This window comes from Pseudonocardia sp. NPDC046786 (assembly GCF_040645415.1).
Classification (GTDB): domain Bacteria; phylum Actinomycetota; class Actinomycetes; order Mycobacteriales; family Pseudonocardiaceae; genus Pseudonocardia; species Pseudonocardia kongjuensis.
In genome coordinates, this window is the sequence record NZ_JBEYYF010000008.1 from 242692 (window position 1) to 265377 (window position 22686).

23 protein-coding genes and 1 pseudogene are annotated in these 22686 nt (G+C 68.9%); 4 read left to right on the forward strand and 20 right to left on the reverse strand.

Annotated elements, in window-relative coordinates; genetic code table 11:
* Nucleotides 1-98: 98 nt before the first annotated feature.
* Nucleotides 99-875, reverse strand: coding sequence for a GntR family transcriptional regulator (locus tag ABZ881_RS13210; RefSeq protein WP_358484350.1), 777 nt, complete (start codon nt 873-875; stop codon nt 99-101).
* Between the two features lie 74 nt (nt 876-949).
* Here ABZ881_RS13210 and ABZ881_RS13215 point away from each other — a divergent pair, with 74 nt between their 5' ends.
* Nucleotides 950-1378 (forward strand): NUDIX domain-containing protein, encoded by a 429-nt coding sequence (locus tag ABZ881_RS13215; protein WP_358484352.1) that lies wholly within the window; start codon nt 950-952, stop codon nt 1376-1378.
* A gap of 177 nt (nt 1379-1555) precedes the next feature.
* Here the strand turns inward: ABZ881_RS13215 and ABZ881_RS13220 are convergent, their stop codons facing one another.
* The 10 genes from ABZ881_RS13220 to ABZ881_RS13265 form a co-directional block, all read right to left on the reverse strand.
* Nucleotides 1556-2407, reverse strand: coding sequence for a GntR family transcriptional regulator (locus tag ABZ881_RS13220; RefSeq protein ID WP_358484354.1), 852 nt, complete (start codon nt 2405-2407; stop codon nt 1556-1558).
* Between the two features lie 280 nt (nt 2408-2687).
* Complete coding sequence (locus ABZ881_RS13225; RefSeq protein WP_358484355.1) at nt 2688-3164, reverse strand: DUF6328 family protein; 477 nt, start codon at nt 3162-3164, stop codon at nt 2688-2690.
* A gap of 3 nt (nt 3165-3167) precedes the next feature.
* On the reverse strand, nt 3168-3737 hold the full coding sequence (locus ABZ881_RS13230; RefSeq protein ID WP_358484357.1) for a DUF6328 family protein: 570 nt from the start codon (nt 3735-3737) through the stop codon (nt 3168-3170).
* 80 nt (nt 3738-3817) lie between these two features.
* Nucleotides 3818-4477 carry an HAD hydrolase-like protein gene (locus tag ABZ881_RS13235; protein WP_358484358.1) on the reverse strand — a complete coding sequence of 220 codons (660 nt, stop codon included), beginning with the start codon at nt 4475-4477 and terminating at the stop codon, nt 3818-3820.
* Nucleotides 4474-5541: an ABC transporter ATP-binding protein gene (locus ABZ881_RS13240; protein ID WP_358484360.1), complete on the reverse strand. Its 1068-nt coding sequence runs from the start codon at nt 5539-5541 to the stop codon at nt 4474-4476. The genes ABZ881_RS13235 and ABZ881_RS13240 overlap by 4 nt, the downstream gene beginning before the upstream one ends.
* On the reverse strand, nt 5541-6674 hold the full coding sequence (locus ABZ881_RS13245; RefSeq protein WP_358484362.1) for an extracellular solute-binding protein: 1134 nt from the start codon (nt 6672-6674) through the stop codon (nt 5541-5543). Before ABZ881_RS13245 ends, ABZ881_RS13240 begins: the two co-directional genes overlap by 1 nt.
* Nucleotides 6675-6849: 175 nt before the next feature.
* Entirely contained in the window at nt 6850-7677 is an 828-nt protein-coding gene (locus tag ABZ881_RS13250) for a carbohydrate ABC transporter permease (RefSeq protein ID WP_358484363.1), read from the reverse strand.
* Nucleotides 7674-8597 carry a sugar ABC transporter permease gene (locus ABZ881_RS13255; RefSeq protein WP_358484364.1) on the reverse strand — a complete coding sequence of 308 codons (924 nt, stop codon included), beginning with the start codon at nt 8595-8597 and terminating at the stop codon, nt 7674-7676. Before ABZ881_RS13255 ends, ABZ881_RS13250 begins: the two co-directional genes overlap by 4 nt.
* A complete protein-coding gene (locus ABZ881_RS13260) occupies nt 8594-10468 on the reverse strand; it encodes a PQQ-binding-like beta-propeller repeat protein (RefSeq protein WP_358484366.1) in 1875 nt (624 codons plus the stop codon). The genes ABZ881_RS13255 and ABZ881_RS13260 overlap by 4 nt, the downstream gene beginning before the upstream one ends.
* 1107 nt (nt 10469-11575) lie before the next feature.
* On the reverse strand, nt 11576-12748 hold the full coding sequence (locus tag ABZ881_RS13265; protein WP_358484369.1) for a hypothetical protein: 1173 nt from the start codon (nt 12746-12748) through the stop codon (nt 11576-11578).
* A gap of 757 nt (nt 12749-13505) precedes the next feature.
* Between ABZ881_RS13265 and ABZ881_RS13270 the strand changes: the two genes are divergently transcribed.
* Nucleotides 13506-13724 (forward strand): cold shock domain-containing protein, encoded by a 219-nt coding sequence (locus tag ABZ881_RS13270; RefSeq protein WP_060575120.1) that lies wholly within the window; start codon nt 13506-13508, stop codon nt 13722-13724.
* Between the two features lie 8 nt (nt 13725-13732).
* On the opposite strand, the gene ABZ881_RS13275 is transcribed toward ABZ881_RS13270, so the two are convergent.
* The 9 genes and pseudogenes from ABZ881_RS13275 to ABZ881_RS13315 all read right to left on the reverse strand — a co-directional run.
* Nucleotides 13733-14959 (reverse strand): tyrosine-type recombinase/integrase, encoded by a 1227-nt coding sequence (locus ABZ881_RS13275; RefSeq protein WP_358484371.1) that lies wholly within the window; start codon nt 14957-14959, stop codon nt 13733-13735.
* A gap of 242 nt (nt 14960-15201) precedes the next feature.
* Nucleotides 15202-15519 carry a transposase gene (locus ABZ881_RS13280; RefSeq protein WP_358484393.1) on the reverse strand — a complete coding sequence of 106 codons (318 nt, stop codon included), beginning with the start codon at nt 15517-15519 and terminating at the stop codon, nt 15202-15204.
* Entirely contained in the window at nt 15516-16505 is a 990-nt protein-coding gene (locus ABZ881_RS13285) for an ABC transporter substrate-binding protein (protein WP_358484372.1), read from the reverse strand. Before ABZ881_RS13285 ends, ABZ881_RS13280 begins: the two co-directional genes overlap by 4 nt.
* Nucleotides 16502-17440 (reverse strand): tripartite tricarboxylate transporter substrate-binding protein, encoded by a 939-nt coding sequence (locus ABZ881_RS13290; protein WP_358484374.1) that lies wholly within the window; start codon nt 17438-17440, stop codon nt 16502-16504. Before ABZ881_RS13290 ends, ABZ881_RS13285 begins: the two co-directional genes overlap by 4 nt.
* A 77-nt stretch (nt 17441-17517) precedes the next feature.
* Nucleotides 17518-18060 carry a tripartite tricarboxylate transporter TctB family protein gene (locus ABZ881_RS13295; protein WP_358484376.1) on the reverse strand — a complete coding sequence of 181 codons (543 nt, stop codon included), beginning with the start codon at nt 18058-18060 and terminating at the stop codon, nt 17518-17520.
* Complete coding sequence (locus tag ABZ881_RS13300; protein WP_358484378.1) at nt 18057-19595, reverse strand: tripartite tricarboxylate transporter permease; 1539 nt, start codon at nt 19593-19595, stop codon at nt 18057-18059. Before ABZ881_RS13300 ends, ABZ881_RS13295 begins: the two co-directional genes overlap by 4 nt.
* A 319-nt stretch (nt 19596-19914) precedes the next feature.
* Nucleotides 19915-20436 (reverse strand): histidine phosphatase family protein, encoded by a 522-nt coding sequence (locus ABZ881_RS13305; protein ID WP_358484395.1) that lies wholly within the window; start codon nt 20434-20436, stop codon nt 19915-19917.
* On the reverse strand, nt 20433-20771 hold the full coding sequence (locus tag ABZ881_RS13310; protein ID WP_358484380.1) for a histidine phosphatase family protein: 339 nt from the start codon (nt 20769-20771) through the stop codon (nt 20433-20435). The genes ABZ881_RS13305 and ABZ881_RS13310 overlap by 4 nt, the downstream gene beginning before the upstream one ends.
* Nucleotides 20728-20901 (reverse strand): annotated as a pseudogene (locus ABZ881_RS13315) (hypothetical protein); the annotation flags it as partial. The pseudogene ABZ881_RS13315 and the gene ABZ881_RS13310, both read right to left, overlap by 44 nt.
* 55 nt (nt 20902-20956) lie before the next feature.
* Here ABZ881_RS13315 and ABZ881_RS13320 point away from each other — a divergent pair.
* Together ABZ881_RS13320 and ABZ881_RS13325 are read left to right on the forward strand one after the other, a co-directional pair.
* Nucleotides 20957-21277, forward strand: coding sequence for a 2Fe-2S iron-sulfur cluster-binding protein (locus ABZ881_RS13320; RefSeq protein WP_358484382.1), 321 nt, complete (start codon nt 20957-20959; stop codon nt 21275-21277).
* A complete protein-coding gene (locus ABZ881_RS13325) occupies nt 21274-22497 on the forward strand; it encodes an FAD-dependent oxidoreductase (RefSeq protein ID WP_358484385.1) in 1224 nt (407 codons plus the stop codon). Before ABZ881_RS13320 ends, ABZ881_RS13325 begins: the two co-directional genes overlap by 4 nt.
* Nucleotides 22498-22686: the final 189 nt, after the last annotated feature.

Here is a 22686-nt window from a genome sequence, read left to right on the forward strand (position 1 = left end):
CGTAGTAGTCCTCTAGGCGAGCACAACTCTACGGGCTAGGCGGTTAGCCGTCTAGGTGAGTATGTCCAGAGAGTCTCAGGTCGCCGCGTTCCCGCAGCTCAGCGAGCCGGGATGTCGTATTCCAGGATGTAGGCGGACGCCGCCTTCAACGTGTCGCACACCTCGACGGGTCGCCCCGTGGTCTCGTAGGCCGTCCTCACGACCACGATCACCGGCACGCCGTCGAAGAGCTGGAGTCGGTCACGCTCGTCCGCCGAGGGCATCCGAGCCGACACCTCCTCCGTGAAGTGGTCCAGCTCGTGCCCGAGTTCCTCCAGGCGTGCGTAGATTCCGCCCGGCCCGGAGTCGTGCGCCGCGATGGCTGTGTCCGCCGCGATCACCGCAGGGACATAGGAGATTGCTGTCTCCACTGGCTGCCCGTCGGCAAGGTACCGCCGGGAACGCACGACGACCTCTTCATCGGCCGCGAGCCGCAGCCGGTCGCGGATCTCTTCGGACGGCAGTGCCGTCGACACCTCCAGCTGGTCAACGCGTGGCGTGAAACCGGTCTTCTCCGCCTCGACCCCGAAGGCGGCGAGGCCGGCCTCACGATGCCGGCGGGCGAAGCGCTCCGATGCGAGCCGCCTCACCTGCACCGGCGTGCGAACGAACACGCCGCGCCCATGCTCCGCCACCACACGGGCCTCAGCTCGGAGCTCCTGGATCGCCTGGCGCACCGTCATCCGGGCAACGCCGTAATGGTCGATGAGGGTCGCTTCGGACGGGATCCTGTCGCCCGGCGACAGCTCCCCCGACTCGATCGCAGCCCGGAGCTGGTCCGCGATCTGCTTGTACGGCGGACGGTCAGCCCTGCGGTCGATCGTCCCGAGCTCCACGACTCCTCCAGGCCACTGGACGACTATCATTGACAGTGAACGTTACCGAACACAGTCGAACGCGAGGCTCTGACGTGGCCGAGACCCCCAAGCACTCCGTGAGCGTCGCCGGTGTCGTCGTGAACGACGCCAACGAGGTACTCGTGATCCAACGCCGCGACAACGGACGCTGGGAACCACCCGGTGGTGTCCTCGAACTCGATGAGTCACCGGAGGAAGGCGTCTACCGTGAGATTCTAGAAGAGACTGGGATCAAGACTCAAGTCGGCCCACTCTCTGGAATATACAAGAATATGAGTCGCGGCATCATCGCACTCGTCTTTCGCTGCGAACCCGTTGCAGGCAAAGAAGGGTCGACCGACGAATCACGAGATGTCAAGTGGATGTCACTCCCTGACGTGGTCGACTCCTTCTCTCCGACCTATGCGGTGCGCGTCTCTGACGCATTCGAACCTGGCGTGAACGTACGAACACACGATGGAGTTAGACTGCTTGAAAATTGAACATTGAAGGTAAACGGCGAACGGTCCTGATCCTTATCGCCCAGCCCTAGCTCAAACTGACCGTTAGAGTCAACGAGACTGATTGCACTAATCTCGCCTCCAGACTGACGCGCTTCCGCCCACACCTAGGAGGTCACAGTTGCGCCGTGCGCGCACTCGAGAATTGCCGCCGAGGGCTTATGCAACCTTCGGCGATCCTCCAACTTGGAGATTCGATGTCATTAAATCCGGGATTATAACCTCCCGGTCGTTCGCCCACGTTAGAGATGCTGGCCTGGGAAGGCTACCGTCCACCCCTGAGTCCAGGTGTATGCCGACACCGCGCGCCGCTACTAACAGCGCATCAAACCGATAGTCGGGCTCACTCTGGTGGATCATGCCAATCGCTGCGTCGATCAGATGGAACTCGAATAGTCGCCTGGCGACTGAAAAGTTTCGCTCTCGCAGTGCCTCCAGGAAGAGGCGGTCAACCGACGTGTATTCGTTCGAAGCTTCGGGACGCGAGAAATGCAGCCTTTGGTACCGATAGATCTTGGTGTGCAAAGAGTGAACAAGTTCGGCGATCGTATTGGGGTAGCGCCGAATCACTAGTTCGTGGAACCTCAGATGCGCCTCTTGAAAATCCCGCACGCGGTTACGCATGTCGCACATTGCAGCGAGCTCGGACTCCATGGTCGCCAGTTCTCGTGCGCCCATTCGCCGAGCGACCTCGGCCAATGTCGGTGGCTCAATCAAGAGCCGGAGTGCATAGTACTCCTCGACCTGACCTACCCGAGCCGGCGCAACTTCCATGCCGCGGTTCGCCCGCCCCACCAGAAGCCCGTCCGCCTCGAGGCGCTGAAGAGCCTCTCGCAGTGGCGTCCGGCTCACGTTGAGCTCCGCGGCGATCCCACCCTGCGACATGCGGATACCCGGGCCGTAGACCCCGTCGATGATCCGCTCCCGGAGGGTTCGATAAATCTCGTCGACGGTGTTTCCCGCGCGCCGTGCTGTCACCGTCAACCTCGCCATGTCGCGCAAGCCGGCCACGACCACCAATCGGACCAGCCTGCCCCGCCTCAGGGTTGGATCGTTCGGCCGCCGATCGCATCGACCGGCCACTGATCAAGTGTACCGGACCGATTCCAGCGCCCGTTACCCTGCACACAGCTCCACTCCTGTAGTTGTAGCGACATCCGCCGGAGCGTGGTGGACAGGCACGATCACGGGCACGACGTAACGGCATAGGGCGGCCGTCGCAAGCCCTCACGCAGCACGCCAGCAGACTTGCGCCTGCTCGTCGCGGGCCCGAGTACTGCAGCCGGAAGCGTCAGACTCTGCGGTGAAGGATGCCCCGTCGCGACCACCATGGCAGCAGGAGCCAGACCGCCGCGAGGTACGCGGACACCGCGGCCGTGACCACGCTCCCGGCCCGTGGCCCGAGGACCAGGTCGACGACCAACGTCGTCGCCCCGACGATGGTGAGCCCGACGGTGAGCAGCCCGACGGCGAACAGGTGGTGCCCGATTCGGACCGTTGCCTGCTTCCGCCCCCGAGCGAACGTCATCCGGTGCACGGCAGCCGGAGCCGCCAGGATGATCGTCGACAACACGCTGAGTGAGAGCGTTCCCGTGTAGAGCGCGCTCTGGAGCGACGTGAGTTCGGTCAGGCGTCGGCTGAACCCCGCGGAGAGGAGGAACCCGAACAGGATCTGCACCCCACTCTGGGCAATGCGCACCTCCTGGAGGAGGTCGGCCAGATTCCGGTCGGCGCGCTCGAGGAGCGACTCATCCCGGACCGCCAGCATTCCTCACTCCACCGCCCCGGAGGACCGCGCGCCGGGGTCACGACACGCGTCGCGCGGTGAGCGCGATTTTGGCTCAATCCCCCGGTCGGGACGACGACGGAGGGGAAGAGGAAGAACGAACCACAAGATCAGGCAGAATACGAACAAGCTCGCTCCGATTGCGATTCCGGCTGCCCGTGACACCGCGACGTCGAGCACCAGCGCCACGGATGCGGGAATCACCGTCGAGACGACCGCGAGACCTCCCAGGAAGCACCGATGACTCGTCCGGACGATCTCCGGTTTCCTTCCGCGAGCGAACGACATCCGGTGCACTGCTGCCGGCGCGACTAACAGTCCGGTCGCAACGACGCTCAGGAGCAGGGTCGACAGGTACATGCCCAGCTGCACGGCGTCAAGCTGTCGGAAGCGCTCGCTGAACGAGAAGGAGAGCAGGAACGCGAACAGGATCTGGATACCGATCAGCGTCACCCGCAGCTCCTGGAGGATCTCGGCCATGTTCCGATCGGCCCGTTCGAGCGGACCCTCCTGGCGTCCTGTATCCGGATCGGGTATCTGCGTCGTCGCTGTCATGTCGTCCTTTCTGTGGCACCGGTCCGGGTGGGACCGGTCCCGCACCGCATGGCGGTCGCCGGGCAGAGGTGGTGACGGCGTCAGATGGTCCCCCGGGTTGACGCGGCCGGACACCAGCCGAGGAGCACGTCGTGGAGCTGGGCGAAGGTGTCGACCACCGCGTCGGCGCAGCTGTGTAGGGGGGTGGCGGCCTGGTAACCGCCGGTGATCCCGACCGTGCGGAACCCCGCCTCTCGCCCGGCGGCGACGTCGTACTCGGTGTCTCCCACGTACACCGCCAACACGTCGTCCGGCTGCCGGAGCGCGTTCAGATGCGCGGCCTTGTCCACGACCCCGGCGTCGACCTGGTGGAACAACGAGCCGGTGGCCGAGGCGTCGATGTCGGCACCGACCGCGTCATCGGAAGCCGCCGAGACGACAACCAACCGCACTCCTCCGTCCCGGAGGGCGGTCAGGACGGACCGGGCACCCGCACGGAGCCGGGCCGTCCGGGCCCGCATGGCACGGTTCCACTCCGCTTCCACGTCCGGGAGGTCGCCGGAGGGCACCCCGAGCGCAGCGAACCACGTGGCCATCGGGAGGGTGAACGTGGCCAGGAGTCGCTGGTCCGACATCTCACCCAGGCCGCGGGAACGCAGCACGGAGTCGGTTGCCCGGACGGCCCGACTACGGTCGTCGACAACCGTGCCGTTCCAGTCGAACGCGACCAGCGTCCGGGGCGGCATTCCTCCGGTGTTCACAGCACCTCCGAAGCGAGCCCGAGGGACCGTCCGTCTACCGGATCGAAGACATGGATGTCCGCCGGCTCGCACCCGACCTCGACCTCGTCCCCGACCGCGACCTTGACGTCCGGATGAACCCTGGCGCACATGCTGAGGTCGCCGAGGGCCATGTGCACGATCGTCGACGGCCCCTCCGGCTCGACCACCTGGATCCGGGCGTCGGCAGTCCAGGTCGCCGAGGACGACCCGATGCGGAGCTGTTCGGGCCGGATGCCGGCTTGCACAGCGGTCGACCTCCTGCTCCGCACGATCCCAAACGGTGTACGGAGGCCGCCGTCTACCGCCGGGACGTCGAAGAGGTTCATCGGTGGTGCGCCGACGAAGGACGCGACAAACGTGGAGGCGGGACGCCGGTACAGGTCGTCCGGTGTGCCGAGCTGCTGCAGTTGTCCGCCGCTGATGACCGCGATCCGGTCGGCGAGCGCCATTGCATCGTTCTGGTCGTGGGTAACGTGCACGGTGGTCGCACCGGTCGCGCCCAGCACACCGGCGATCTCGGCGCGCAGGCTCAGCCTCAGCTGTGCGTCGAGCCCGGAGAGCGGCTCGTCCAGGAGAACCACGTTCGACCGCCGGGCCAGCGCCCGTGCGAGTGCGACCCGCTGCCGCTGACCGCCGGACATCTCCCGAGGTCGGCGCCCCAGCAACGCGTCGATCTCCAGTCGTTGGGCGACGTCGAATGCGCGATGCCTCGCCTCGGCACGGGCCAGCCCGAGTCCGTGCCTCAGACCGAGGGTGATGTTGTCGAGGGCCGACAGGTGCGGGTAGAGCGCGAAGTGCTGGAACACGATGGCGACGTCCCGTCGGTGGGGCGGCAGGTCGTTCTGCAGCACACCGCCGATGCGGATCTCCCCGGAGTCTGCACTCTCGAGGCCGGCGATGATCCGGAGCAGTGTCGACTTTCCCGAACCGGACGGGCCCAGCGCAACCAGGCTCTCTCCCTCAGCCAGGGTGATACTGACGTCGTCGACAGCCGTCACCGATCCGAAGCTCTTCGTTACCCGGTCCAGCTCCACGACGCTCATCAGCGCACCGCCGACCGGATCCGGGCGGACATGTCAGCCACGACCTGCTGCGTCGGCTCACCCCGGGTGAGGCGCTGGACCATGTCCTCGACGAACACGTTGACCCTCGGCGTACTGTCGCCCGGCCACCCACCGAACCGGGTGGGGGTCCCCTCGTAGCGCCAGGCATATCCCATCGGGCTCGACACGGCCGGGTCGGCGGCCAGTGCCTCCGCGGCCTCCCGGTCGACCGGGATGTAGCTGAACTTCTTCGAACTCTCCACGATGATCTCTGGCGAGAGCATCTCGCCGATCAGCTCGGCGGAGTAGGCGGCGCGGCACGCGTCGTCTGACAGAACGATCCAGCCGTTGCCGCCAGCCGGTAGCCGCGGGTCGCCCCCGTCAGGGACGGGAAAGTCGGAAACAGTCCACTCGAAAGCTCCGCCGATCGTCTCTTGGGCCTGGGCGGCGAGCGCAGGGGTGGAAATGAAGTAGGCGAGTCGGCCGGTGTTGAACGCGGTGATGGCGTCGGCGAACGAAATCGGGTCGATGAGTCCGTCCGCGGCGAGCTGCTCGTAGATCCCGAGGGCACGCACCCCCTCGGGAGAGTCGAACCCAGGGCCGCCGTCCGCCTCGACGTAGGCGAGTCCGGCGCTCTGGACGAATGCCTGGACAGGCCAGTCCGCGATCTGGTCGCGCGGGATCTGGACCGGAGCGGACCCCGAACCCCCCTTGACCCGGCGTGCGCTCTCCACGAGCTCCCCCGTCGTAGTCGGGAGTTCGGTTACTCCGGCGCCGGTAGTCAGGTCGAGGTTGGTGTAGAGGACTGGGACCGAGACCTGGAACGGTGCGAAGTAGACCTCGTCGCGCACCGAGCCGACCTCGAGGAAGCGCTGGTCGTAGGTGGGCTTGAGGGCGGCGGGGTCGATCGGCTGGGGGCCGTACCTGTCGACCCAGAACTGCAGCTGCCCGGTACCGATCATCGCTACGTCAGGGCGAGCACCGCCCGCGATGTCGGTAACGATCTGCTGGGTGAGGTCGTCGTAGCCAACCGTGCTCGTCGGCCTGAGGTCGACCGTGAGTCCGGGATAGCGGGATTCGAAGATCGGCTTGGCCAGCCCGGCGGCAACCTCGCCGTACGGGGCGTAGGTCACGGTGAGACGGACCCCGTCAGGTGAACAGTCCGCGGTGGAGGCCGCGGTGGCGGTCTCGGACGAACCGCCGCCGCACGCGGCTACGAGTCCGAGTGTAAGGGCAGCGATGACCGAGACGGCTGCCCGACGACGTCGGCGGGTGAAGGACACGATGGCTCCCAGTGTGTGCGAACGATCAGCCAGGGATCTCGCCGCCGGCGATGCCGGCGACGAAGCGGCGTTGCGCGATGAGGAAGAGCACGACGATCGGAGCTGTGATGATCACGGCTCCGGCGGCCAGCGCACCGAAGTCGAGCCCGATCTCGGCCTGCTGGAACACAGCCAGGGCCAGCGGCGGCGTACGCAGCGCAGGATCCCGGGCGACCATCAGCGGCCACAGGTAGTCGTTCCAGTGGACGAAGATCGAGAGCACCGCGAACGTTGCGATCGCGGGGCCGCTCGCGGGGACGACCACCCGCCACAAGATCGACGGCGTGCGCAGGCCGTCGACCCGTGCTGCCTCGAGCAGCACGTCGGGGATGGTGGACATGTGCTGACGGAGCAGGAAGAGCCCGAACGCGCTGCTGGCGAAGGGGATGATGAGCGCGACGAGGGTATCGGAGAGCCCGACCGCACTGATCCCGAGGAAGAGCGGCAGCGCCGTCGCCTGGGTCGGGATGAGAAGGCACGCCACGACCACCATGAACACGGCATCCCGACCGCGGAAACGTAGCTTGGCGAACGCGTACGCCGCAGGGACGCAGGTCAGGAGCTGGATCGCCAGGATCGCGATACACACCACGGCACCGTTGAACATTGCAGTGCCCAGCCCAGCGAGCATCCACGCCCGCTCGAAGTTGCCGAGGTCGAAGCTGCTCGGGATCGGAGAGAGCCCGTCCAGGATGACGGAGTCCGCGCCAGCGACCGAGGTCCGGACCATCCAGACCAGCGGGAAGACGGCGATCATCACCACGACCGCGACACAGCCGGCCCTGACGATCCGCCAGTAGTAGTCAGCCTTCATCGGGACTCCCCTGAGAAACTGCGCCGACGCAGGATCCCCACCGCAATGAGCAGGATCAGCAGCATCGTCGAGAGGGCGGCGCCCTGACCAAGGTCGTAGTAGGTGAACCCGAGACGCCACACCATGGTCAGGACAGTCTCGGTAGATCCCAGGGGGCCTCCCTGAGTCATGACGTTGATCGTGTCGAAGACCTGCACGGACTGGAGGATCATGAGCACCGTCACAAAGATGGTGATGGGTTTCAGTAGCGGCAGGACAACCCACCGGAGCTTCACCCAGCCGGAGATGCCGTCAGCGGCTGCGGCCTCGTGTACCGCGGTGGGGATGCTGGTCAGGCCGGCGAGAAAGAGAATCATCGCCAGCGCGGCACAGCGCCACACCCCCACGGCGGCGACCGTCGGTAGGGCGGTCGCGGTATCGCCCAGGAAGTTGATCGGTCCCACCCCCGCGAGACCGAGGACCGTGTTCGCCAGACCCCCTCGCAGGTCGAAGATGAAGCGGAACACGACGGCCATCGCGACCAGGTTCGCGGTAAACGGGAGGAACAGCAGCGTGCGGACTAAGGGCCGTCCCCGGCCAAGCGAGTTGGCCAGCAACGCCAATGCGAGTCCGATCACCAGACTCGGCACGATGGTGAGCACGCTGTAGATCAACGTGTTGGCCAGCGACTGGAGCACCGCCGGATCGGTCATGACGGCACGGACGTTGTCCAGCCCGGCCCACTCCCACTCCGTCCGGCCGGACAGATCGATCTCGAACATCGTCGCGACGAAGGCCAGAAGACCCGGCGTCACGACGAAGAGGACAAGCGCGAGCATCGCCGGCGTGACCAGGACCGCTCCCAGCCACGCGTCCCCGGAGAAGCGCGCCCGGGTCGACTCCGCGGCCCGGGCCGTCGGCCGGAGGGTCGGGGCGCTCACCGGAGACCGCCCAGTCCGAGCACACTGCCGTCGGCACCGGTGGCGAGCACGTGCTCGCCGTCGGCTACGACCCCCGCGACCAACGACACGCCGAGGTCGAGCTCGTCGACCGGCCGCCCGTCCTCGACGGCCAGCAGGTGCAACCGGCCCCCGACGCTGGGGACGGCGATGTTCGTCCCGAGCAGGGTCGGTGAGGCGAAGAGGTACTGCGGGGTCCGCCGGTAGCTCGACAGCGCGAGCGGCGCGACCCCGTCGAGCCGGGTCGTCCAGACCGACGAACCGGTCTCTCGGTCGACCATGACCACGCCGACACCCGGGTCAACGACGGCGATGCCGACATCCGTGGAGATCGGGCTGGCCATGTTCCACGGCAGGAACGTGGGCCGGCGCCACAGTGTCGTCCCGTCGTGCACAGAGATCCGGGCGAGCGAACCGAGTCCGCAGATCACCAGATCCCCCGACTTGTCGTCCACCAACGGGGTCGCCACGGTGGCTTCGCTCCCGGCGAATCCGACCTCGAGCTCGCTGGGCTCTCCGCCGGCCTGCGGCCACACCGTCGAGCCCGTCGCAACGTCGACGGCGATCAAGGACGGCGACGGCCAGCTTCCGAGGATCACCACCGACCCGCTGGCCACTGGAGCCGCCTGGCCGACGACCGACTGGTACGGCATGAGGCCGGCCCGGTTCCATAGCAGATCTCCAGTGTCCGCGTCGAGCCCTCGCAGATGCGCGAGGTCGCCGACGACCGCGACCCCGCGATGGACCATCGGCGGGGCGAAGGCGAATGTGCGGAGCGGGTCGGGGCTGGGGGTGCGCCACCGTTCAGTGCCGTCGTCACGGGACAGCCCCACCACGTCGCCGCCGACCTCCACCGCGACCGCCAGGTCGCGGTGGAGCGCCGGTGCCCCCTTAACCGACGAGTGCAGTTCGGCGCGCCACCGCAGCGAGCCGTCGGACACGTCGAGTGCCTCGACGGCTCCTCGCGGCTCGTCGTCGTGGCACACACCGAGCAGGGCCGTACCGTCCACGAGGCGCACCCCGGAGCACCGGCCGCGGTCGATCGGGCGATGTCGCCAGGCGATGACGTCGCGCCCGGATGTCGCACCCGTCCGGTCGGCTCCGGCTGAGCCGTCGGTCGCGTCGAGAACCCGGGTCCGCAGCGCGAAGCGCTCGCCGTTCCAGGTCACCACGCGGAACGAGGGGGGCGAGAAGTCGATGCCGCCAAAGAGCGGCGTGGACGTGTTGACGTGCAGTGTGCCGCCCGACTCCACCACCCGTGACGTGTGCCGATGCCCGGAGAGTGTGAGCAGCGGCGGTGAGGGCAACCGCTCCAGAAGATTGTGCCACGGCTGGTCGTGGCACAACAGCATCCACGGCGTGCCCGGAGTACGTGCCGCCAGGTCCGCGATGATCCACCGCTCCTGTGTCTCGTGGTCGAGCCCGAGTTCGTGGGTGTGCCAGTCCATCGCCACGACGTGGATACCCGGTAGGTCAAACGAGTACCAACGGGGACCCAGATGCCGCTCATACGCGACAGGGTTCGCGTCGTGCAGTGCGTATCCGGTGCGGGTCACCCGGCTGACGATGCGGCCGTCCAGATGGTCGTGGTTGCCCGGGATGACATGGAACGGGAGCGGACTCTGCTGCCGGACCTCGTGGAACTCGGCGTACTCGCTGTCGGTACCCATGTCGGTCAGGTCTCCGGTGGCGATGACCGATCGCACCTCCGGCTCTGCCCGGGCGATCTTGCCCAGTACGTCGAGCAAGGAGCTTGCTGTTCCCAGCTCAACCGCGTCCGGATAGAAGCTGCCCGCGTCCGGCCCTGCCCCCAGGTGCAGGTCCGAGATGTGCGCGAACTGGTAGGGCAGCACGTCCCCGGAAGCTTCGAGGACGAATCTTGGTCGATCCTCATCGGAGCGAACGAACCATCGATCACAGCGACGACCGGCGGGCCGTGTGACAAACACAAACGGCCCAACTGGCGCCAGCTCGAAGCTACCGATTTCATCTGTCTGAACAACAGTGAACCCGTCACTGACGGACACCCCGGGACAGGGCGAACCGGAGGATTCAAGTACTTCTCCGCGCATTCTATCGACTCCGTCTCTGAAGGCTCGACCCTTTGTCCCTGCTTCCGATCCCATCGAGCAGCACAGACATGCCTCAGGGGACCCCAGCCCACGCCGCGATCAGAGCACCCATGCACAGCGCGATGCCTACGAACGCGACCGCGGCGCTACTTGCTACAGCACCGATGATCATGATCAGCAACCCGACAACGAGTACCTGCCGAATCGATACCGATCTTTGCTCCGGCCCATAAGACGTGATCACAACCACCTCCAACAGTGTAGATAGTTTTGCATACACTTTGGCCAGAGTCGAGGTGCACCGACCGAGTTACCTATCTAGACGGTCAGTACCCGACTGGCTCCTACTTTGCTCGGCCTCGCGATCAAGGTCTGAGCGACAGGGGCCGGTCACGGGCACGTCCTCTACGCAGTCCTCGGATGTAACCGTGCGTCGCTGTCGTCGCCGGCGCTCGTTCAGTCGTGGATGTCCTCACTTGTCGTCGGGCGTGTACCGCGACGAAGTCGCGACGTGCCCGCGCAGGGCAGTGGGGTGCGGGCAGCTGCTCACGAGGTCATCGACGCAGGTTCGTTCGCGTTCGAGCAGTTGGCGGGGCGAGTCATGGCCCAGGAGACCACGACGAGCGGATCAGATCCTCGCCGGTCGCGGCGCGCGGGTAACACTTGCCATTGCTCAGCGTTAGGCAGAGCCGCCGGGAGTCGCGTCCGCGTGTGCGTTACGCGACGGTGGCCCTGCCACCGGTCGTGCCTCCATCGTGTAGGAGCTAGCAGAACCATGACGATCGCGGCGCGCTCGCCGCGCCCCACACCCCGGGCGACCTCCGGGGAGGGTGTCTCCCCGCCGGCCACCTGCGGCGGTAGCACCTCCAGTGGGCGGGTCCAGGTCGTTCATCGCATGCGGTGCTCCACCTGGACCCGCCCACCGGAGGCGCTCTCGGGGGACCTGGCCGACGGGGAGACGGAAGACAGCCGTGTTCCTGTTGAGCTGTGGTCGAGTTGGTTGAGGTAGCGGGCGAGGCCGGCGGCGAACGCTGGCCCGTCGTTGACCGCGATCCAGCCTCGGCCGCCGTTGGTCATCAGCTTCACGCGTGACCGCGAGCGCCTGTACCGGACGCGCCCGGTCGACTGCTCGACGCGCATCTTCCAGGTCTGCTGCGCCCGGCCCTGCGCGCGAGCCCAGCGGCGGGCGATCCGGCCGGCCTGGACGCCAGTGGCCGGGGTGACGGCGAGCGTGCGGGTGGCGCGGTCGAGGTTCCAGACGCCCCAGAACCGTCCCGGCCCGCGGGCGGGATCCTGCCACGCCTCGGGGACCTGATGCTGGTACTCCTTGGCCGCGAGCATCCCGTGCTTGCAGAAGTACGCGGCGACGCGGCGCGGGTCCGTCGCGCGCAGGCCCTCCCGGTAGTCCAGGGCTGTCCCGGCCAGCTCGTGCCGTCGCCGCTGCTCGGGGTCAGGGTGGTCGACGACCTCGGCCCACACCCGCGACAGCCAGACGTGGAAGCGCTCCCCGGTCGTGGCTGCCTGGCCGTGCGGCGGGGTGCACAGCATGTGCACGTGCGGTGCACCGCGCCGCTGGAACTCCAGCTTCCACACGCACGCCCAGTCCTCACCCCAGGCGCGCAGGTAGCGCTTGCGCAGTGCCTTCATGTGCTGCTTCAGCACCGGGCCGGTGGGGACGACGGTCTCCCAGTCGCCGGGGTAGGTCAGCGTGACCATCGCGGGGAGCCGACCACCGGCGTACAGCGGGGTGTAGTCCAGCTCGCAGAGCCGTCGCACCATCCGTGCCCGAGACTTCCGCGACCAGCCGGTGATCCTCATCCGTGGCGGCGGATCGACCCACTCGCCGGTCGCGAGGTGCTGACCGACCGCCAGATCCACGTCCTTGCGCTGTACCTCGGCCTGACGCTGCGCGGTGCGTTCGGCGCGCGCCCAGTCCCGGGTGCCGACGGCGAACATGCCCGGCCCGACCGTCAGTTCCCAGCGCGGTCCCTCCGCGAGCGTGCCCGACTGCTCCCGGACGGCGGGCAGCAGCGCGGCCGCGGCGTCGACGAGCTCGGGCAAGGGGAACGCCGGAGACCACAGCCCCTCCACTGTGTCCGGGGCCCGAGGCGGTTCGGGGGCCCGGCCCGATATGGCACATAGAACAAGCCCGGGCCGGCCCTCGGCTGCAGCCGGGGCCGCGGCCGAGTCGCTCGCGTCCGGCCCGCAGTCGCTCCTGCCTCCGGCCCGCGCCTGCGGGCCGGCCACGGCGCCAACGGCCGCCACCGACGACAGGGCCGGGACGGCGGCGGTGTTGTTCGTCGTGCCGGGATCGGTCGTGGTCCACGACGCGTCGGGACCGGGGTACGTGTCTGGGGTGTGCTGCACGGCGTGGCCTCTCGCGGAGGCCGTCTCGCGGGCAGGCTGATCCGTCGTCCAGGCACGCCGGCATCACCGCCGGAGCCACGTGGGTTCCGGCGGTGTGCGGTCGTGCGGGATGGCTGCCGTCAGCGGGCAGCCTGACGGGTCAGGGCTGCGCCGGCTCGACAGCGGTCGGCATGTAGCAGTTCTGTAGCAACGGGGCGCGGTACGCCGCCGTCGGGAGCCGTCTCGCGAGAGTATTCTCGCAGGTCAGACGACCAGGAGATCCAGAGCGAGACCGTTCCGGCGTGATTTGGGAGCGAGGGGCCGTGGGTTCAAATCCCGCCACCCCGACCACATCCGACCTGCGGAAACAGGTCGGTGCTACATCGACCGAAGATCGAGATGTAGCAGTTGCTGTATCAGTGGCTCCCGCAACCGCGTGGACCGTGGCGACGTGGCCTGCTCTGATCGACGTATGGCAACCGGGGTCGTGAAGTTCTACAAGGCCGAGAAGGGCTGGGGTGCGATCAGCAGCCCGGAGCTGCCCGACGGCCTCGACGCCTTCGTCCACTTCAGCGCCATCGAGGCCGAGGGCTACAAGGCGTTCGAGCAGGGCGACCAGGTCGAGTTCGACTACGAACCGGCCCAGCAGGACAGCTTCCGGTTCCGCGCGACGCGCGCACGACGCCTCTGACACCTGGCTCATCCCGCCTCCCACTCGATCGCATCGAGCGCCTGGCGCATCTCGTCCATGTTGGTGTGTGCGTAGATCGTCATGGTCACGTCGATGTCGGCGTGCCGCGCGATGGCCTGCACGACGTGCGGTGGCGTCCCGAGCGACAGCAGCAGGCTGACGACGGTGTGCCGCAGGTCGTGCAGCCGAACGCCAGGAAGGCCGGCGCGGAGACGGAGCTTGTCGAAGTCGCGGTTCAGCGCGCGCGGTTCGAGCGGGGTGCCGACCTGCGTGCAGAACACGAGGTCGTGGTCCTGCCAGCACTCCCCCGCGGTCGCCCGTTCGTCGGCCCAGACGCGGCGACGAGCCAGGATCGCCGAGCGGGTGATCTTCGGCAGCGGGACGACGGCCGACGAGGCGCGGGTCTTGGTGCCCTCGACGACCAGCTCGCCGCCGACGCGCTGCACGGTCTGCCGGACGTGGATCGTCGCGTCGTCCATGTCGATGTCGCACCACCGCAGCCCGAGCAGCTCGCCCCGTCGGAGCCCGAGGGTGGCCGCGACGACGTAGAGCGGATGGAACCGCGTCCCCTCGGCCGTCGCGAGGAGCGTGCGCACCTGGTCGACGGGCAGCCCCTTCCCGACGGAGTACTCCGGCGTCTTGACCCGCACGAGCTTGGCGACGTTGCGCGGCACCAGCTCCAACCGCTCGGCATGTCCGAGCGCGTTCCGCAGAACGGCGTGCACGTACTGGAGCTGCCGAGTCGAGGGCCGCCGCCCGCAGCAGCGTCCCCGTGAGCAGCACTGCTGCACCGGAGGCCGGCGGGCGTCCCACTGGTTGGCGCAGCAGAGGCACTTCTCCCGCATCCCGGCCATGAACGAGCGGACGTCGGCGGCGTTGAGCCGGTCGAGGCGCTTCTTGCCGAGAGCGGGCACCAGGTGCAGCCGGACCGCGGACTCGTAACCGCGGATCGTGGTGGCGCGCTTGTCGTCGCGGATGTCGGCGAGCCACTGGTCGAGGAACTGCGCGACGGTCGTGCGCCGGTCAGGTGCGGGCATCCCGGCGGCCGAGCGGGTCCTGAGGACGTCGAGCTTCTCGCGGACCTCCTCGAACGACCGCCCGTAGACGGGGCGGCGTTTGATCTGCCCGGACGTGGTGTGCACATAGGCCATGCCGACCCAGTAGCCGTCGCTCTCGCGCTGGTAGATCGAGCCCTCTCCGTTGCCCCGGCGGCCGCGGGGCTTGCGCGGCGGCATCAGGCCGCGTCTTGCCGTAGACGTAGCGACGCTCGGTCCGCCCGGTGCTGGTGCGCACGTAGGCAGCGCCGGACCAGCGGCCGTCGTTGCGCTTCCAGACGCTGCCGTCGCCGTTGACGTTCTTGCTCATGCGGCGTCCTCCCCGGCCTCGATCAGCCGTCGGGCGAAGTCCTGCACGGCGTCGACCGGGACGCGACGGAGTCGGCCGATCTTGATCGAGACGATGTCGGCGTGAGCAATCGTCAAGACCTGTGCCGACGAGCAGGTCCGTGACCTTCACCCGATGAGAGCGCGACAGGTGCGATTCCGCACCAGCGTGCGAATTGAGCCTCAGACGTGAACCGGCACGGATCGCGTAGACGGACATCGGTCGGCTCGGTGAAGGCCAGTCCTCGTTCGCGGGGCCCGCGACAGCGCACCAGCATGCGGTACGCGTCGACCCGCATGCTGATGTGTCCGAGGACGCCGTCCGCCAGGCCGCGTGCGGCCAGCACCCGGCAGGCGGTCGCGATGTCGACGCGCAGCCGGCGAATCGTTGTGCGGTGCCCCGTTCCGTTCAGATCACGACACTGTCGTGCGTCTCGGCGACGAACAGGTCCGCGGGGTCCAGACGACGCCCGGTCAGACCCTGTTCGTGGGCGTAGCGCAGGAACACCCTGAGGGTGGCGCGGTTGGCCGCCAACCCGTAGGGCCAGTAATCCCGGCCCAGGATGCTGCGGGCACGGTCCAGCTCGTCGATCACCCACGGGATCATGGTCGGGTTCGCAGCGGCCTCCGCCATCCGGTCCTCGGTGACGCGCTTGGCCCTCTCGAACGCCTCGAACACCGACCTCGCCGCCCACGGGTGGCTCCGGTACACCTCGCGGCGGAGCACCACCGTGTGCATGATCGGGAAGATGCCGGTCTCCGACGCGTACCGCTCCTCCTGTGCGCGCGCGTCCGGGAACAGCCGCCGTACCGTTCCCGGACGCGCCGGCTGTGGGGTACGGGGCGCGTACAGGGCGTCGATTTCCCCGTCGACGAGCATTTCGACCAGCGTCCGGTCCGCCGGGATCTGCTCAACGACGATCTCCGGGGGGAGTGCCAGCGGCTGCTTTTCCGTTCGGCCTGGGCGGTGCATGCCGCCGGTGCGGTAACCGACCGACTCCACGGGCAGGCCGTGCCGATCTGCGAGGATGCCGCGGATCCAGACGGCCGCGGTCAGCTGGTACTCCGGCACGCCGACCAACCCCCCGGCGAGCTCGGCGGGATCGGTCACCGGGCTGTCCGCCCGGACGTAGATGCCGTGATGCCGGAATGCCCGAGAGGGGAAGGCCGGCACGGCGACCAGCTCCGGAGGGTCCGACGCGGCGACGTGCGTGACATAGGACGCGAGCGACATCTCGGCCACGTCGAACTCCCGGTGCCGGAGCATGCGGAAGAACGTCTCTTCGACGGGCAGGCAGAGGTAGGTCAGGTCCACGCCCGTCGGCACGACGGTGCCGTCCGCGAGTGCGCGGGTCCGGTCGTAGTCCCAGCACGCCAGGCTCAGCGGCACCCGGCTCACGTGATGTCCTGGATGATCTGGCGGAACGCCGGGTCGGCGTCGAGGACCGTCCGCATGGCCTCGGTCAGCTCGGCCCCGGACATGAACTCGATCGGTCTCCGCTGTTCCGCCGAGGCGGCGACCAGGTCGGGGTCCGACAGCGCGCACTCGAACCCGTCGCGCACGTACTCCAGGCGGTCGGCGGGCAATCCGGGAGGTGCAACGATGGTGCGGCTGAGGTCGACGAGCTTGAGCAGCGACGACAGCGTCTCTCGCTGCGGTTGGCCGGCAACCTCCAGATCACGTGCTCGCGGCACTCCCTCCAGCAGCGGGCTGGCGGTCTCGCCGATGACGAGGAGCGGGCGGATCTCTCCCGAGCGGATGGCACCGATGGTGCTCGCGACAGGCAGCACCTGGGCGTCCGCGTCTCCGCGCAGGTACGCCGTCCGCGCCTCCCCCGAACCGGCGAAACCGCTGATCACGTCGATCGGGAAGTCGAAGATCTGGCGGAGCAGCGGCGGGCTGACGTAATCGCTCGACCCCGGCCCGGTCGAGACGAAGCGTACCGGGTTCTCCGACGCACGCATCTGGTCGAACGACTCGAAGCGACCGTCCGCGGCGGCGACCACCACGGTGGCCTCGGCGGAAACCCGGGTGATCCAGGACAGCTCGCCCAGGTCGAAGTTGATGCCGTCGGCACCGCCGATCTGGGCGCTGACCGCACCGACGGTGTTCACGATCTGCACGCGGGTGCCGTCCGGTTCGCCTGCGGCCGTGTTGGAGGTCGCGAGCAGACCCCCAGCGCCGGCCTCGTTGACGACCTTGACGTCCCCGCCGATGCAGGCGCCGAGGTAGGGTGCCATGTCGCGGGCGTAGAGGTCGTAGCCGCCGCCCGGCTCGTAGGGGACGACCAGGTCGATGGTGCGATCGCGGTAGAACTCCTCGGCAGGCAGCATCTCGGCGGCCGGGCCGCAGCCGGCCAGCAGGACCGAGGTGAGCCCGGCCGCGATCGGGACCAGGAATCGGGAGGTTCTCACGTGAACAGCACCCCTTCGGGCAGTGCGATCTCGAACAGCAGGCCGAACACCACCCACACGGTCAGGCCGACGGCGGTGGCGTACACGACGCTGGCCACCCACCCGGCCCTGGCCTGCACGCGCAGGTAGGCCAGGGCGAAGAACACGCCCGTCAGGGCGAGACCGAACACGTAGGTCCCGAGGAAGAATCCCCCGACCCACAGAAGCGCCACGGTCCATGCCCGCCGGCCGGCGGTCGCGAGCACGCGGGTGGTCTCGTCGCCCGACACGGCCGCCGACCTCCGCCGGGAATGACCGGTGAGGCTGGTGACGAGGTGCAGGATGCTCAGGACGGTCCCCGTCCCAGCGGCCAGCAGCGGGGTGAGCGCCGCGCGGAAGCTCCACTGCCAGGCGAGGGCGAGGGCGACGACGAACACGACGAGCAGGGTGCTGGCGATCGCGACCTCGACCACCGGGGGCCGACGGGCCGGCGTGGGCCCGTCCCCGGCCGTCGTGGTCGCCCCGGGGCTCTCGGCCGGGATCTTGTCCGGAGCACTCACTTCGCAGCCCCCTCCGTCGTCGAGGTACGCGTTGCCCGGAGCCGGCGTCGCCCCGACTGGACGAGCGTCAGGATGATGATTGCGGCGATGACGAGGACGGCGGGGCGGGTGAGCCACTCGAAGCCGTACAGCGACACCGACAGGAACAGGTAGCGCTCGGCGATGGAACCGAGGACCACCGCCAGCAGGAACGGAACGCGCGGCCAGTTCCACCGCACGCACACGACCCCGATGGCCGCGGCGGCCAGCATGACCAGCACGTCGGCGAAGTTGTTGCTGGCGGTGTAGGTGCCGACGGTGAGCAGGACGAGCAGGGCGGGGACGATGTAAGTGCTGGGCACCAGCGTCAGCTTGACCAGGTGCCGCACCGTCACCAGCGCGATCGACACCGCGATGATGTTGGCGAGAATGACGACCCAGGCCATCGACAGGGTGACGTCGAGGTCGGTGGTCAGCATCTCCGGGCCGGGGTCCAGCCCGACGACGAGGAACGCGCTGAGCAGCACCGCGGTGGCGGCCCCGCCCGGGATGCCGAACGCGACGGTCGGCACCAGGGAGCCGCTGTCCTTGGCGTTGTTGCTCGCCCCGGCCGCGATGACCCCTTCGACGGCGCCGTGCCCGAACTGCTCGGGGTTGCGCGAGGTCTGCTGCGCGTGCCCGTAGACGAGGAACTGCGCCACCGAGCCGCCGACGCCCGGCATCATGCCGATGGCCACCCCGATCGCGCCCGACCGGACGACCAGCCACCAGTGCGACAGCGTGTCCCGCACACCGAGCAGCAGCGCGGCCATCCCGGTCGCCCGGACCTTTTCGCTGGCCGCGTCAGCCTCCGAGCGCCGGTTCTCCGAGCCGCCGATGGATCCGCGGGCCAACATGAGCTGGAGCAGCTCGGCCCCGCCGAACAGGCCGACGACCAGAGGCACCAGGGGGATGCCGGCCCACAGGTAGAGCTCCCCGAACGCGTACCGGGGGACGCCCTCCTGCGCGTCGATGCCGACCATGGCGACCAGCACACCGAACAGCGCCATCAGGAGGCCCTTGACGACGTTGCCACCGGAGAGCGCGACCACGAAGGTCAGACCGAGGATGGTGAGCGCAAAGAACTCGGCCGGGCCGAACGCCAGTACGAGTGGTCGAACGATCGGGATCACGGCGACGAGCACCAGCGCACCGAACACGGCGCCGAGGGCCGACGCGGACAGGACGGCACCGAGCGCGCGGCCCGCCTCTCCCCTCTTCGTCATCGGATGGCCGTCGAGGACGGTGGCCGCCGCGGTCGCGTCGCCCGGGACCCCGAACAACACCGACGTGATGTCACCCGTCGTCGAGGTCACCGCGAGCATGCCGAGCAGGAAGGCGAAGGCCTGGACCGGCTCCAGCCCGACTGCGAAGGGCAGCATTAGCGCAAGGGTCACGGCCCCGCCGAGACCCGGCAGGATCCCGACCACGAAGCCCACGGCGACGCCGACGAGCATGAGTAACAAGGTCTGCGGCTGCATCAACTGAGCAAGACTGCTCAGGATCGCTTCCCCCATCGATCCTCCGTGATCTCACTGCCGACTCCGCTGTGAGTCGGATGGGCGCTGTCGTGACGGGACTGTGCCGGGAGCCGAACTGCCGGTCACAGCGGCAGACGGCGGCGAACCTTGCACAACGTGGACCGGTCCGGTCACCGCGTCACGATCAAGGGGTTGTGGCTCACCGGATTCCGGTCGCACGTCGCACCGACGCGAGCGCCGGTCGACCGGGTCCTCGATGCGGAACGCCGCCTACCGCGGGCCGTCCGGGCGGCTGCGCGGCGGCCGGGAGTGGTGGGTCCGGGCACAGCGAGAGTATAGGTAATACAACAGACCACTACAAGCGACAGCTGCGGTCGAATCCCGGTCCGGGCGTGGCCGCCCCACCGGTCACCCGCTCACGAACGACCGAACCTGCCGGCACCGGACCGGATCGGGTCCGCGCCGGACTCACCTCCCTCCGGCGGCACGGAGGGAGGGTCCGTACGCGACGACCTCCGCGACCCTGTCTCGTGCCGCCTCGGGGTCGAGGTAGGCGCCGCCGCGCCGACGGGGCCGCATCCCGGGACCGAGGTCGTAGCGCAGGGGCGCCCCGGTCGGGATGTCCAGGCGCTCGACCTCGTCGGGCGAGCCTGTCGAGCAGCATGCAGAGAGCTCGCAGCGAGTTGCCGTGCGCTACGACCAGGACCCGTCCGGACACGACGAGGTCGCGCTCGATCGCCGGCAGTACCCGGGCGACCCGGGCACGGACCGCGGCCAGCGACTCGCCGCCCAGCAGCCGCGATCGCAGCACCCCGGCGTAACGGGGGTCGGTGGCGGGATGCTCGGGATCGTCGGACGACACCTGGGGCGGGATCACGTCGTAGCCCGCCAGATCCGTCGGTAGCGCCGAACGCCGTAGCGGGCCACGATGTCCACCCTCGTCGCCCCCTGGTGGGCGCCGTAGTGGCGCTCGTTGAGCTCCCAGTGGGTCCGCGCGGCCGGACGAGCACCGTCGCGGCGCGCCAGCTCGTCCCAGACGATGCGCGCCGCGTCCACGGCACGACTCAGTACCGACGTGTGGACGACGGTCGGCGTGCATCCGTGACCGACCAGCAGCTCCGCCGCGCGCGGCCTCGGCCTGCCCCTGGGAGCCGAGCGGGACGTCCCGCCAGCCGGTGACCACGCCGGACGCGTTGCCTTCGCTCTGGCCATGGCGCATCAGGACGAGCGTGGACCGATATCCCTGCGGGTGCGGCACCGCCTCACCTCCGGAACGGGACGGATCTCGCGGAGCGCGACGGTCTTGGTGTCGCCACAGACTGGCGGTATAATATAATACCATTAAGCGGGACGGTCCACCGATCGCTGCGTCGTGACCGTGACAAGGGAGGCCACCGTTGCCCAAGGTCCTGTTCGTGCCGGACGGCACCCGTACGGGTGTCGACGCGCGTGAGGGCGACTCGCTGATGCTCGCGGCGACGCAGAACGGCGTGGAAGGGATCGACGCCGAGTGCGGCGGCAACACCAGCTGCGCGACCTGCCACGTCTGGGTGTCCGACGAGTTCGCAGGTCGGCTGGACCCGCCGGACGAGTTGGAGGAGGACCTCCTCGAGCTCGCCGTGTCCGAACGGCGGGACGGGAGCCGGCTGTCCTGCCAGGTCGTGGTCCGCCCTGAACTGGACGGCCTGACCGTCGAGATCCCGGCCGTGCAGTCGTGAGCGACGGCACGCTGGTCGTCGGCGCCGGACAGGCCGGGGCCCAGCTGGTGGCGTCGCTGCGCGACGCGGGCGAGACCGCACCGATCGTCCTGATCGGAGCCGAGCCGGACCCGCCCTACCAGCGCCCGCCGCTGTCAAAGGGGTACCTGGCCGGCGATGTCGACGCCGACCGGCTGATGCTGCGCGCACCGGCGTTCTACCGCGACCGCGACGTCGAGCTCGTCGTCGACGAGCGCATCACCGGGCTCGGCCGGACCACCGCCACCACCGGCCGGGGACGTGAGCTCACGTTCGACCGGCTGGCCCTGACCGTCGGTGCGCGGCCCCGCCGTCTCGACGTTCCGGGTTCCGACCTGGAGGGCGTGCACGTCCTGCGTGACCGTGCCGACGCCGACGGCCTGCGCGACGCCCTCGGCCGGGCGCGGCGAGTCGTGGTGATCGGCGGCGGCTTCGTCGGGCTCGAGGCGGCCGCCGGAGCCGGCGGTTTGGACCGCTCGGTGACAGTGGTCGAGTGCGCCGAACGCCTGATGGGCCGGGCGGTGGCACCGATGATCTCGAGGTTCTACCGCGACGCCCACGAGCGCCGCGGCGCCCGGGTGCTGCTGGGTGCCGGAGTCGTCGCTCTCGACGGCGAGCACGGCCGGGTCCGTGTGGTCCACCTCGCCGACGGCACCGATATCGCGGCGGACCTCGTCCTCGTCGGCATCGGGGCCGCGCCCCGAACCGAGCTCGCGGAGCAGCTGGGGATCTCGTGCCGGGGCGGCGTCCCGGTCGACCGGGACGCCCGGACCGCGATCGACGGTGTCGTGGCCGCCGGCGACTGCACCATGCAACCGCATCCCACCGTCCCCGCCGCGGCGCCGCGACGCGTCGAGTCCGTCCAGAACGCGGTGTACCAGGCCAAGGTCGCAGCCGCGGCGCTGACCGGCGGGCCGCGCCCGGCCCCGGAGGTCCCCTGGTTCTGGTCGGACCAGGCGGACCTGAAGCTGCAGATCGCGGGCCTGTCGGTCGAACCGGACGAGATCGTGGTGCGTGGCGACCCGGGCACCGAGAGGTTCGCCGCCCTGCACTACCGCGACGGCGCCCTGCTGGCTGTCGACGCCGTCAACTCCCCCGCCGACTATCTCGTCGTGCGACGTGCGCTCGCCGGCGGGATCAACCTGCCCGCGGACGTGGTGCGCCGGTCCGACCGACCGCTGAAGGAACTGCTCACGGCGTGAGGCGCCGCGCCGGCGACCACCACCGCTACACCCCGCTCGAACCGATCTGTCCCGAACCAACCTGTGATGGAGGCCCACGGTGCTCAAACAAGAGATCAACGAGCTGCTGACGCAGACCGGGCCCGGCACGCCGATGGGCGAGCTGTTCCGGCAGTACTGGATCCCGGCGCTGCTCGCCGAGGAGCTGCC